The 13,086-nt window shown below is 49.0% G+C and carries 11 protein-coding genes; 1 reads left to right on the top strand and 10 read right to left on the bottom strand.

Annotation, left to right across the window (positions count from 1 at the left end; all coding sequences use genetic code 11):
• Positions 1-244: 244 nt before the first annotated feature.
• The 10 genes from cas2 to DEF47_RS08580 form a co-directional block, all read right to left on the bottom strand.
• Positions 245-529: a CRISPR-associated endonuclease Cas2 gene (cas2, locus tag DEF47_RS08625; protein WP_012189778.1), complete on the bottom strand. Its 285-nt coding sequence runs from the start codon at positions 527-529 to the stop codon at positions 245-247.
• 3 nt (positions 530-532) lie between these two features.
• Positions 533-1,585: a type I-D CRISPR-associated endonuclease Cas1d gene (cas1d, locus tag DEF47_RS08620; protein WP_012189777.1), complete on the bottom strand. Its 1,053-nt coding sequence runs from the start codon at positions 1,583-1,585 to the stop codon at positions 533-535.
• 11 nt (positions 1,586-1,596) lie between these two features.
• Complete coding sequence (gene cas4, locus DEF47_RS08615; protein WP_012189776.1) at positions 1,597-2,214, bottom strand: CRISPR-associated protein Cas4; 618 nt, start codon at positions 2,212-2,214, stop codon at positions 1,597-1,599.
• Positions 2,211-3,035 carry a CRISPR-associated endoribonuclease Cas6 gene (gene cas6 / locus DEF47_RS08610; RefSeq protein WP_012189775.1) on the bottom strand — a complete coding sequence of 275 codons (825 nt, stop codon included), beginning with the start codon at positions 3,033-3,035 and terminating at the stop codon, positions 2,211-2,213. Before cas6 ends, cas4 begins: the two co-directional genes overlap by 4 nt.
• Positions 3,036-3,046: 11 nt before the next feature.
• Positions 3,047-5,383, bottom strand: a complete 2,337-nt coding sequence (cas3, locus tag DEF47_RS08605; protein ID WP_012189774.1) for a type I-D CRISPR-associated helicase Cas3' — start codon at positions 5,381-5,383, stop codon at positions 3,047-3,049.
• Positions 5,380-6,141, bottom strand: coding sequence for a type I-D CRISPR-associated protein Cas5/Csc1 (gene cas5d, locus DEF47_RS08600; RefSeq protein WP_012189773.1), 762 nt, complete (start codon positions 6,139-6,141; stop codon positions 5,380-5,382). The genes cas3 and cas5d overlap by 4 nt, the downstream gene beginning before the upstream one ends.
• A 2-nt stretch (positions 6,142-6,143) precedes the next feature.
• The gene (cas7d, locus tag DEF47_RS08595; protein WP_012189772.1) at positions 6,144-7,136 is read right to left on the bottom strand and encodes a type I-D CRISPR-associated protein Cas7/Csc2; all 993 of its coding nucleotides are present in this window, start codon (positions 7,134-7,136) and stop codon (positions 6,144-6,146) included.
• 29 nt (positions 7,137-7,165) lie between these two features.
• A complete protein-coding gene (gene cas10d, locus DEF47_RS08590) occupies positions 7,166-10,111 on the bottom strand; it encodes a type I-D CRISPR-associated protein Cas10d/Csc3 (protein ID WP_012189771.1) in 2,946 nt (981 codons plus the stop codon).
• 205 nt (positions 10,112-10,316) lie between these two features.
• Positions 10,317-11,681 (bottom strand): cytochrome P450, encoded by a 1,365-nt coding sequence (locus tag DEF47_RS08585; protein ID WP_012189770.1) that lies wholly within the window; start codon positions 11,679-11,681, stop codon positions 10,317-10,319.
• Between the two features lie 30 nt (positions 11,682-11,711).
• On the bottom strand, positions 11,712-12,344 hold the full coding sequence (locus DEF47_RS08580) for a TetR/AcrR family transcriptional regulator (RefSeq protein WP_012189769.1): 633 nt from the start codon (positions 12,342-12,344) through the stop codon (positions 11,712-11,714).
• A gap of 183 nt (positions 12,345-12,527) precedes the next feature.
• On the opposite strand from DEF47_RS08580, the gene DEF47_RS08575 reads away from it, so the two are divergent.
• Positions 12,528-13,064: a DinB family protein gene (locus DEF47_RS08575; RefSeq protein WP_012189768.1), complete on the top strand. Its 537-nt coding sequence runs from the start codon at positions 12,528-12,530 to the stop codon at positions 13,062-13,064.
• Positions 13,065-13,086: the final 22 nt, after the last annotated feature.

The following is a 13,086-nucleotide window of genomic DNA, read 5'->3' as shown; positions in this document are numbered from 1 at the left end:
GGATTCTTTATTTATGGAACCGTCCCCCAAATCTGGGCGCATTATAACACACTAAAACGGCTAAAGATCGAGCGGCAGCTGTTGGGATAGATTTTTGCTCTGCGCAAGGGCACATGGTGTGTAAAAACACTTTACAAATATATATTGTTTTGGCCTTTATTATCAATAATATCTTCTATACATTGTCAGATCGAGCAGCGCAGGCTAACGCATGCATGGGCTGTGCTGCTCGATCGATTTTGGGCTAAATAATAATTGTGACTGCTTCGCGAGGCTCAGGGCTACCAATTGTGATCGCTTGTTCGACACATGCGCCACACACACGATAGAGCCGAATTGTGTCAAGCGATGCGTCAACCAGTCGATTGATTTTCGCTCGTAATTCTACCAAATGGCGCTTGGTTAGCCAACATTCAAATAATGAATACTGCGTCCAGTAGCCATATCCACACAACAGTTTGTGAACTTTGGTACGGCGTTTGTCGTTGGGTATGTCGTAGGCAATAATGTAGAGGGTGCTATCAGACATTGCTCACCTCACGAGAAATGGAATATAGTGCTGAATCTCGCCCATCAGGGCTTTGGCAAGCAGCCGCGCTTGGAGTTCGATGCAGCGTCGATAGCTCACCCGATAGCCAAAAATTGGGTGTTGGATTTCACTACTGAAGCGTTCTTCGAGCTTGGTCAGAAAGAGTTTACGGCCTTCTTTGCTTAGTTGCACGCTCCCAGGCTCACGTTGAAAATGCTGCTGGTTCAGAATTTTGGTGTTAAGCACGGTCAAAACTACTGAATCAACGATCACTGGGCGAAATTCTTCCATGAGATCAAGTGCTAAGGCTGGTTTGCCAAAACTCGATTGATGCAAAAAGCCGATGTAGGGATCAAAGCCCACAATCGCTAATTGGCTCAAAACTTGACTGGTCAGAATCACGTAGCCATACGATAACAGGGCATTGACTGGATCAGGCGGTGGGCGACGACGACGGCCATGCCACTCCCACGGCTGATTGAGCAACATTCCCCAACAATCCCAGTAGGCGGCGCTTCCTTGCCCTTCGCAGCCCAAAATCTGGCCCATTCCATGCATGCGATCAAGCGGGTCAACATACTCTGGAATGCTTAATCCATGGAGATCGCGATGGGCATCGCGTAAACGCTCGATCGCTTGGGTCAGAGTTGGCTCACGCTGCGAACGATTGAAACGCAAAATTTGGGTGCGTAAATTGCGCAATTTCCCATCGACAAAGGTTCGTGCAAGGCTAAATCGATGTTGGATGCTGGTATGCGCGGCATATTGAGCTAAACGCAGGCTTGCATTACGCGTCGGATCAGGCGTTAGTGCTCCTTGGGAACGTCCGCTGTAGCTCAAAAAATGGGTGCAAATGCGTCGCTCCAATAAGCAGGCTAATGCCGAGGCAGTTAGGGTGATTTCGCCCTGCACTACCACCCGCTCAATCACGTTTAATGGTACTCGCACAACCTGACGTTGGCGACCAAGTTGTTGATCTTCGGGAATCTCGACGCGCAAGGCCTCGCCTTCGCGTTTGACAATGCTATATTGCTCCGAAAGGTAGAGTGTTTGCATTGGCACTCCTTTTAATCGATAGCATCGATGGTTAAATGTGGATGGGTCGTGAGATACGCCACTTCATCGGGTAAACATAATGGTTTTAGACTGCAATCACGACATTTGCCCTTTTGGCTGGTTGGGGCTGGTAATTCACCACGCTGACAGATTGCATGGGCTTGCTCAATGATCGCAATGGTTTTTTGGCGTAGTTCAGGATCAAAGGCAACTTGCTCGCGCCGCCGATTGGCCCACGAAAAAATAAAGCCTTGGTTAACCTCACAGCCAAACATCTCTTCTAAACATAAGGCTTGGGCACATAACTGCACATGATCATTGCGTCGCTGGGCGAGTTTGCCCCGTTTATATTCCACTGGACAGAATTCGCCCCGATCGCTTTCGAGCAGATCGACGATGCCAGTGATGCGCCAGCGTTGGCTCCAAACATAGACTGAGCGTTCTTGCACTTCCCCAGCGATCCACGTTCGGCCCCCTGCATCAACACTACTATGCAAAATCTGGCCATCAGCAACAAATTCATTAATCAACATCTCGGCTTGGAGATATTCGTAGCCAAAGCGGCGTGGGCAATAGGCTAAAGCGTTTAGCATGGAAATCGGTATATAATCTGGCTCAAATTCATTCATGCTTGCTCCGGTTGTTGGGTTGATATGCGCTGAACTAGCCCCATACCTTGGGTGGTTTTAGCTCCGATTCCAAGGTAGAGTGCGGCATCAGCGAGGGTTGCCAAAATTCGGCGCTCATGGGCATCGCCATCGAGTTTGTAGCTCACTTTGCCCATAAAGCCAAGTTGTTTATCTTGGGCATGCAACATTTCGGTGCGGAGTTGATAGCGTTTAATTTGAATATCGAGCTGTTCAATCTGCTCAGGGCTAGCCAATGGGGTCGGGGCAAAGGCATTCCAGCGGCGTAGCAATGATTGAAATACACTTTGCCCATCGGGAATCAGCCCAACCCGCTGCTTGCCCTGACGATCGCGACCCAGTTTGAAGCAGGTTGGGGTAGCAAACCACAAGCTAATTTCATCGGTAGGTTGGGCTTGATCGATCAAGCTTTGCCATGAACTTACCCCAGCCCATGGGCTATGCTGTTTGGTGGTGTGAATTGCCTGCAGATTGAAGTTGCTGCTGCCAAGCCGCAGCTGACGGTTTGGTCGTTGGAGAAAGGTTTGGGCAAACGGCCAATACAAGCTTGCCTGCAAAAAGGCAATCCGCAGCGGGTAGGTTTCACCATTGTGTAAGCGCCGCGCTTGTTGCGGCAGTGGCGTAACCGTCCAAGGCTTGGTTTGGCTGGCAGCATGTAATTGCTCTGCCAACACCGGATCACTCTCTTGCATCAGATGGAGAAATAGCGCATGAGCACGATGGCCTTGGGTGCGCTCAAGTTGGGTGCCATGAGTTGCAGTTAATTCAAGTACGCAGGCAATAAGTTCGGGCTGGGCAAGCATGATCGTTCCTCTTATAAAAATATTGGCTGATCGTTGACCCGTTTTTGGCGCATCAAAAAGTGGCGTTTAAGTTCAGGAATCACATGGAAGGCGGCGGTTCCGGTTACCATCGTATATTCCTCGAATAACCCGCCAAAATCGACTTTTAATACTTGACGATAGATTGGGCTGCCCTGAAGTACCCGAATTAATGCATTGGTGCTTGCTTGATCAACAATCAGACAAGGGATGGCGTTGCTTTTAACGGTATTGCGAATTTCAGTTGGGATTGGCACGGTTGCTCGTGAGCCGTATTCGTAGGCGCTGAGCAATAGGCCTTTAATGCCAATAATCGTGTTGCAATAGCGATCATCGAAGGTCGTTTGATCAAGTTGATCGGTGTTTGGATGCTCGAAGGCGAGGCCCAGCGGGGTTGGGCGGAGTTGGTTGATGCGCAAATACACGTCGGCTGATTCGCTTGACCCAGCGTCTTGCTCAAATTTGGTTTTGGATGGATAGATTGTCACATCAAAATGACAAAAAGCGTGAAATAAATCAAAATAGGTTAATGTTTGGCTTGAAAGTAACTGATTGGGGTCGTAAATTGCGGCCTTTGGGCCTTGCCAAGCCTCGCGAAAGTTGAAGAGCGCTTTGGTCATCACAACTTGCGATTCGATAAAATCGATCAGAGCATTTTGCGGTGTGCTATGGCCAATCAAGCGTTGATCGAGAATACCGCGTACTTGTTCTGGCTTGATTTCCTGTTGCCGATCTTTGGTCGAGGCAAGCCATGAAAGTTGGGCGGCAAAATGTTTGGCAACTGCCCCTCGATCGGCCCATTTGGCACTTTCCGAGAGCCTGAGCCATTGTTCGCGCTCCTCATAAACCCGATAGAAGTGGCGTAAACTGCCAATTGTGCGTTGGCTATTGGGAGCGAAAATATCGCGCATCGCATTAAATAACGCCTCTTGATCAGGGTCGTCTTTGGGGGTTAGTTGTTGCAATTTGAGCAATGGATAAAACGTTTCGAGCAGGGCATATTGGCGAATATAGCCTTCAAGTTGATGTTTGGCTGGCAGATGTTCAAGTTGGTGAATGATGCTGGCCCATTCAGCACGATTGAGCGTTTGGGTATCCCACTGTTTTAATTCACCAAAGGCATCTTCGCTAATAAAAATATGGGCCTCGCCAGGGATATCGGTTTGCTCGCGCCCCAAAACCCGCCCAGCCCGCCCGATGCGTTGGGTTAGTTCGTCGCCAAATTTTGCATCGCAAATCAGCCGATCGATACTTTGACGTTGCTTGCCGGGCCGACCAAAGTTGTAGCCAATATCAACCGTCGGTGTAGCCAAAATCACTGGCCGCACCAAACGTCGATGTTCGGGTGGCTCTGGCCCAGTGATGCGAATTGGATTGAGTTGACGTAATGTTGCGTGAATCCGATTGATTTTGCCAAGACTACTGCTAATAATCACGCTATCAAGCGCGTTCGCCTGCCAATCGGCGACGATCTGGCTTTGTGTTTGCAGCCATTCCTCTAGATTGTCATTGTGAATATGCATGGTTAATGGGGCTAAAGTTGGGGTCGGCGGCAAAGCGGAGCTGGATTCAGGTTCGTTGTCGGGACCGACTCGTTGCCAGCCATCAGCCCCAAACACTTGGTTCAAGTAGCGATAAACTGCGTCACGGGGAGTTGCCGAGAGCAGGCAAATTTTATAGCCAGCCTCAAAGTAGCCCCATTCTTTCCAGAGATTAAAGAAGAACAAGAAGTTGCTAAATTGCTTGTTATCGTAATAGTGAAATTCATCAATCACAATATAGTGAAATTGACGGATGAATTTCTCCCAGACATTACGTTGATCGAGGGGGCCATAGCGAAAGTAGAGCGCCAAGTAGAAAATATCGGGGTTGGTGACCGCCACGAATGGTAGCTTTTCCGCATCGTTAGGCAGCCCTAGTGCCTCAGCAAAGGTTAGCGGGTTGGCAATTAAACGCTGCAAAATTTCGCCCCGCCGAGTTTCGCTGGTGATATCGCGGATTGTCGCAGCATTTATGGGCAGGGTGCGCATGGCAAGCTGGTTGTCATCGATAAATGCTTGGGCATCGGCACAATGCTGCTCAATCAGCGCGTTGGTTGGCGCAATAATTAATGTATTGCGCTTTTGTTGATCAGGGTGGAGCAAGCGTAATGAGGCAGCGGTGGTTTTGCCCGTGCCAGTTGCATAGGTATTCATTACCAAGGGCGCTTGCTCAAGTGCTTGGTACGTGCGCACTTGATGATAGAGCAATGGTGCTGCTGCGCGATAGTTTGGGATGGTATTCGGCGGCGCGAGTTTTTCCTTATGGCCGGTTAATTGAATTGTGATCATTTAAATGCCTCCAGATTAAAGGCCATATCTTTGGGGAGCAAGATTTTCTCGTCGAGTTGATAGCATGGCCCTTGCACATGGCTATGGCGAATTAAGGGCGTTGGCGGCACATGTAACACATCAAACGCCAACAATCTACAATCTGGGCTAAGATCGGCTCCAGCCAGCAGAAATGGAATTACTCCACCATCACTTTCGCCGCTAATCGCGACTGCTTGGCTTGCTAGCGATGCTTTGCTCATCCATTTGCCAAGCCGCAAATAGCTGGGCAAGCTTAATTCATGCTGGCTAATCGCATAAAATTCGGCGGTTGTGCCAATGGCTAGGGCGCGAATTCGGCCAAATTGTGGGCGATTTTCAACCCGTACTTTTTTTGGGGTGCTGACCCCATCGTTGATATACCATGAGCTGCCATTCCGTTCGGCCCAAGTGCCTTCTGGTGCGGTAATAATTGCGTTATTACCCATTGCAAACCAATAGCTTTCGGCTTGAGCATTGAATTGGCCAAGGCTAAAACGGGCTTGGCTCGTAATCGTGGCAGGTGTCAAGTAGACACCTGCCTGATTTAACGCTGCCAAATCCTGTTGATAGTAGATTGTTTTGCCATCGTTGGCATAGCGACTGGGCGCTAAACCTAAGGCATAAGCGAGGGCAATATGGCCAATAAAGGCTTCAGTTTGATACAAATTGCTAATTTCGCGGGTGCTGAAGAAGGTAGGTTCTAGTAACACCAGCCGACAGCGATAAATCTGCGCCATAGTTATTTTCCTTTTTTCTGGGTCATCGGATAACTGGTGGCCAAGCGGCTGAGCATTGCCTTGAGTTGTTCGGGGTTGGCATAGAGTTGTCCCAGTTCATCGACCAAATTGCCAAGTTCATCGGAGTTGAGCCAGTTAACTTGACCAATCACCCGTTGGCGCAGGGTTTGCATGGCGCTTTGAGCAGCTTTGGCAACAGCACTGGTGTGAAGGGGAAACGATGGTTCATGCTGGTCTTCGCGCAATAATTCATAGGTTTCTTGAACCCACTCAAGGTTAGAGAACAACTCGCAATTGCTCCAAGCCACGCCAATCAAATTATTGCGGGTTTTACCAATCCGTGAAGAGATTGCCCCATAGCGACTTGAGCGCAAAATGTTGCCCACGATATAGCGAAATTCATCGGCGGTCACATCTTTGAGGGTTTCGATATCGAGAAAGACACTTTCGGGCTTGACATATTCATCGGTGCCAATGCTGGTTGATGGCTCGCCAGTTTCGGGGTTGCGCATGGTGCTGTTATCAAACAAGGCATTGAATTGGCGTGTGCCAATAATGGTTGCTGCTGAATGGAGACTAAATGCGTCGTCGGTAATCACCCGTGAGCGTTGTGCTCCGCCGCCACCCGCAGCATAGCCATACACCATACAATCGATACAGCGTTCGCAAGGATTGTTGGTATTGAGCGAGCAAATTCCCTCACCTTTGGCTGTTTTTTGCAAAAGTGCATATTCGCGCAGTAGCTCGCGACCCATGCGCCGTTCGACGGCAATTTGTTTGCGTTTGCTAATAACGACCCGTTGAATAAGTTGATTATCGCCGCCTTGCTTGCCAGCAAATACAAACTCGCGATTGAGTGGTTCGCCGCTGCCTTCGGTGCGGAACATGGCCTCGGATTCGACATGTCGTACAATAAACAAGCTGACGAAACGGCCATGAGGATAGGGATTGTATTGATCCATCAAATAGTTTTGGTAGGTATTCAAAATGCTCATTGAGGTACTCCTTTAATTAATTGCAATAATTATTCAGTTACATCGCCATCATCGTTGAGACCTTCGGCTTGGGCTTCTTCGGGGCTGAGTGGTTTGGCACGGAAGTGTTGCTGCACATAAAAATGATAAGCTGAGCGCAACACTTTTTCGTGGTTGAGCAAACGGGCTGGTTTGCCCGCATATACCCCATAGTAAATATCGTTGAAAAACACTTGCACAAACTCTTCGCAGGCTGCGCGAAGCTTCTTGCCACCGCTAAAGCCGCGTAAATTGCGGGTGCGTTGAATATGCTGGAACATGTCTTCGATGGCCGCAGCTTGCAAGACCGCTGGGGTTAACTCCTCGCTTTGTAAATTGACTTTACGTAATACTTCATCTAAGGCGGTAATCATTGAACTCTTCTTCCACGAAGAGCCGCGCAAATTGCCGTGGCGAGCAATTTCGGCCAGCCGATTGAGACAGAAATCAAGTTGTTCCATTGATCGATCTCCCATACTAAGGGCTAACTGTTGAACTGGATTGAACATCGTATGAATCAACCAGCTTGAAGCTTGATGCCCAGCTTTGGCCTCGGCATATTTCTCTGCCAAGTAAAAAATACGCAATGGATGATCAGCCATTGCCCCGATAAAATCGACAACTGGATCGGCATTGGCCATCGCCACAACTTCACGAATTTGATACAACCAATCGAGTTGATCCCAGAGTTTGGCTAGGCTCCCTGACTCTTTGGTTCCTTGTTTAAAATGCTCGTAATCGTTTTGGCGCACGAAACCACGGGCTTGCAACGGAGTCAAATCGATATATAGGTCGCTAAATGCGGTTTTATCGAGCGGTGGTACGGCAGCATTGCTTAGCAATACTTTGCAGCCAAAATGCTGGTGCAATAATAAGGCATGTTGCAACGCAAACAGAAACCGCTCAGTATCGGTATCGCCAGCAGGATTCAGTGGTAAGGTGATTAACCCGCCGAGGGTTTCGCTGTAGCGCGGGCTATACAAACCATAGGGCTGAGGTTTATTGGCCTTGGTGCGGGTCGTAAAGCGCAGAGTTGGGGTGCGCTGCAACATGCTGTTGCTTACATCCGCCAAGCGCACCGCTCCGGTGATGCTATCCTCGCTGAGTAAACTGCGGAAGGTGGCACGTAGCCCTTCAAGCAGTGGGGCTGGCAAAAACGAGTAGGGAAACATGTGTAAATAGATCGTCCGTTCGCCACTGACCTCGCGATAATTGAGCTTTTCGACCAAATATTGAATTAAGCAAACCTCGCAAATATGCTTAACTGGTTCGCCTGGACCACCTGTCAGCCGATTTGAGAACATTTGAATTTTGATATCGGAGCGAACATTGGCCGAACCCCATTTTTGGGTGGGCATAGGCAGGCTGCATTGGACACATTGTTTGGAGTTTTGACGCACATAATTGGGTAGGCTGCTGGCGAAATCACCAGCGGCTCGTGCTTGACCATCGAACACCAATACATGCTTCAAATACGCTTCGATCGTTGGGAGTCGTGGGTCAAGCGTGGTTTGGGTGTTGATCAAACTGCCGCCATCAGCTTCAATGCGTTGGTAAATCTGATCAGCGGTTAATGAAATCTCGGTAGCAATTGCATACGCTCGATCCATACGAGCATCGAAGCCATCGTAAATCGCCCAGCGCTCGGCTGGTAGCTCTAGCAATTGGTAAATATGCTGCCAAGCGTCAGGAATTGCTTGCTCGAAATGCTCGATCAGGAAAATATAGTAGGTACGAATAAGCTCGCCGACCTTCATCTGGCTATTGGTTTGCGGCACGGGGCCGCGTTCTAACATAACTTCAATGGCTTGATTGATTGCTCGTTGATCGTTTGAATTGGCAGTTTTGGCTTGCCGTTTAGCCAGCAGATCACGGGTGCGTTTGATCGACGCTTGGCTGAGGGCTTGCAACTTATCATCCTTAACCGTGCGGCGCTGAATGATGGTGTCAATCGCTGCGAGAATTTGGGCAAATGGGAGATTAAGTTCTAAGCATTTGCGATCAACCGTAATCCCCATATTGATTGCCCGAATAAACTCACGAAAGCCGGCGCTGGTCATGCTGTTGATTGTATTGGCTACGCGTGCGGCAATGGCAGGATAGAGATTTGGCTCAGGCTGAAGGCTCGTCGCTTTAAGTTTAAGATAGGCTACTCCATCGGGGTAATACAACAGTGGCACTAACCCAAAGCGTTCACTTAATTCGGCAGCCACAGCATTATGAATAATGTTGGTCAGATTGCCACGCTGCTCGGCTACCCGATGTCGCCAAAAAGCATATTGTTGGGGGCTGAATGTGTTGATCGAATGTAGAAATTGCTCTTTGTGGCGTTGTTCTTCGAGCGTGTGTGATAGATCGATGCCATCAGCTGCCCGCATCAACAGCACCAGTTGATCAAGTCGCTCCATTGGCAATTTAAATTTAGGCTGATTTTTCAAGTTTAGTGCTTGCACGCCTGTCCAATTATGGCCTGAATGGCGTTGCATTAAGCTGATAATATCGTTGAGATATGGTTCATAGCCATCGAAAAATACATCGAGTTTGACCTTGCTCATTTCATTAGCGACAATATTTGGTTTGGTTAGGTCGAGATAGCTCTGGCGTTGTTCGGTGGGTTGGACTTTGTTGATATCGTGGATTGTAAAGGCTGTAAACAATACCTTGGTTTCTTCGTCGGTTAGGTGTACGATTGAGCGTAAATCTTGGAGAACTAAGATGCCGTTCAAGATATGGCTATATAGCGATTCGCCAGCTTTACCGCCTTCGGTCATGCTAAACTGAATGGTCTTTTTGTAGCAAAGTAACCCATCATTGAGTATATGTTTGCGATAGCGCTCGAAGATTTCTTCCTCGTTGGGTGCTTTACCGAGCAATAAATCTAAAAACTCCGGATCAAGCTGGCTTGAATCTTCCGTGGGTGGGTCTCCTTCAGCATAGGTTGTTGATTCCGCATCCATTCGACCTCCTTTGACGCAATAGCATTACTAGAGGCTGCAAAGTTCTGCTGTGATCGTTGTTTTCAAGTATACATGATCGTGCGGACACAGGATGTCCATTTTGAATTTTGCGCACGGAATTTGCCAGCAATTTTGCAAATCTTATAATAATTAAAACAAAAACCCCTCTCCCGCGAAACAGGAGAGGGGCTAGGGTGAGAGATTTTTAGCGCTGGGTGATGAACATTGGCAAGCCATTGCGCGAGCCAAGTGTGCCATCCATCCAGACTTGCGGCGTGTGATTTGGCACGGTGCGCAGGGCAAAATGGCGGGCCAGCATCGCAACCACCACATGCGATTCAAACAACGAAAAATTATTGCCGATGCAAATCCGCTGCCCAGCCGCAAATGGGTGATAGGCAAAGGGGTGGCGCAGGGCTTCGCGTTCTGGCAACCAACGATCAGGATCAAAGCGCAACGGCTTATCCCAAAAATCAGGGTGGCGATGGGTAAGATAGGGCATGATCGTCATCCGTGAGCCAACTGGAACCTTAATGCCTGCAAATTCATCACTAGCAACCGCATCACGGGCATACATCGGGGCGGCGGGGTAAAGTCGCAAGGTTTCTTTGATTACTTGCAAGGTATAAGGCAGTTGTTTGAGATGATCGAGAGTTGGTGCAGCATCGCCTAACACACTATCGATTTCGGCCTGCATGCGTTCGGCAACGTCGGGATTGTTGGCCAAGGCATACCACAAGAATGATAGCGTGCGGGCGGTGGTTTCGTGGCCAGCAAAAAAGACCGTAATTGCCTCATCACGCAACAAAACTGTAGACATTGGTTCGCCTGTTTCTTCGTCGCGAGCCTGCATCATGCGGGTTAGCAAATCGTTAGGCCATTCATCCGGCGCTTGGCGTTGGCGCTCGGCGATAATGCCCTGAATATACTGATTAACCCGGTTGCGAGCTTCCAAATAAGCCCGATTTTTGGGCGTTGGCATCCAGAGTGGCGCATGCAGTGGGTTCATCTGGCGGCTTGAGGCAAAGCCAATCATCGTTTCGACCGCATGTTTGACCCAAGCAATCGTGTCATCGGCCTCAAGGCTAAACATACTTTTTAAGATGATCGACGCTGTGAGCACCGACATTTCGGTCAGAATATCGAGTGGTTCGCCCTGTTTGGCAGCAGCGCTCCAACGTTCGCGAAACCATGCCCCATCCTCAACAATAATTGGTAAATAGGTTTCAATTGCCCGTGGCGTGAAAAATGGAGCCATCAATTTGCGCTGCCGCCGCCAAAGGCTGCCAGTGCTGGCTACCAAGCCATCGCCTAACAATAATTTGCGCACACCTTCATAGCTAGCCTTTTTTGAATAAGTGTCACGCTGCTCGACCATCACCCGCCGAACGTGATCAGGATGCACCACCAAAAACATATCTTTTGAGCCAAGTTGCAGGTGGGCAAGGTCGCCATAGCGTCGCCACGTCGATTCAAAAAATTGTAATGTGCCTTGGCGTTTAACTTCGAGCGCAATATCGAGCGCAAAACGGCTGCGCCGATGCGGCAGCGAACGAACAGCAAGCGTCATATCTAAAACTCCTATGCTAGCAGCGATGATTTAAGGTTTGGGGAAAAAGCTTCGACTGAGATAGCCCGCTAGTTCGGCTGGCGTGATCAGACCGCTGGCCAGCAGGCGTTCGTAGCTGTTGGGCGAGAGCATATTGACCAAGGTTGCCACCATCACCATGCTTGGTACCTTGGGATCAAGCTCGCCATTGGTTTGGCCTTCGCTGATCAATCCACTGATCAATTCCATGGCTTGGGTGCTGTAGGCCGCAAGATCAGGCCGTTTGTTGATCAGGCTGGTGGTTAATCCCAGCCGTGGGTTGAGATCGATCAGCACTTGGTTGCCTTGAGCCTGAATGCGGGTATAGACATCGAGCAGCAAGTGTTCAAGCCGCAGACGCATTGGCATGGCTTCACTGAGAATATGCTCAATTTGCTGCAAAAATTGCTTGAACTGTTGCTCGAACAAGGCCACCACCAACTCTTCCTTGCTGGCAAAATGTAAATAAACAGTGCCCTTGGCAATACCTGTGCGAGCGGCAATCTCGTCGATTGAGGCCTCGACATAGCCTTTTTCGCTAAAAATCTGCTGAGCTGCCTCAAGAATCAGTGCGGCGCGTTCTTCACGCTGGCGTTCACGTAACGAACGCATCGAGAGCGTGGTTGGAGCTGTTTTTGGTTCCATGAATCACCATATTTATTTGATGACTATTCGGTCATAATTTATGACTGATTGGTCATAATGTAGCATGGGAATTCAAATTGTCAAATCTACTCAAAAGGCTGAGGATTGATCGGGCTGAGGAACGACGACAATCAGGCGTGGGCTACGCATACTTGGGTTCATGATTATTTAAGGAGAACGCCTTTGCGCGAACAAAAAATTGTTGAATCAACCCATTCGGTGGCCGAAATTGGCGGGTGGCTGTGGGCCTTGCAAGATGCTCGGCGGCGCACGAACGAGGAAATTGCCAAACTCAGCGAGGCCATGATCGATTGGCAACCAGATCATGGCGATAGCACGATTGGCAGTGTGCTGTATCACATTGCCTTGATTGAAGCTGATTGGTTATATGATGAAGTGCTGGGCTTGGATGCCTATCCTGAGCCAGCCGCAAGTTTGTTGCCCTATCCCCATCGAACCAAACAAGGCTTGTTAACTCCCGTTTTAGGTCAAGATTTAGTCCAACATTGTGCTCGCCTTGAGCAGGTGCGCGAATTACTTTTAGCTACATTTAATCACATGGATTTAGCCGATTTTCGACGGGTGCGCGAATTGGCGGCCTATGCAGTTACGCCTGAATGGGTGTTGCATCATCTCTGTCAGCACGAGGCTGAACATCGCAGCCAAATTGGCAGCTTACGGATTGCCTTTGAACGAGCTCATGGAATTATTCCAGAATAAGCATTAAAAAAGGCCGTCGATT

Source organism: Herpetosiphon sp. (assembly GCF_003512625.1).
In the GTDB taxonomy this organism is placed as follows: domain Bacteria; phylum Chloroflexota; class Chloroflexia; order Chloroflexales; family Herpetosiphonaceae; genus Herpetosiphon; species Herpetosiphon aurantiacus.
This window is presented reverse-complemented; position numbering and strand designations above follow the sequence as displayed.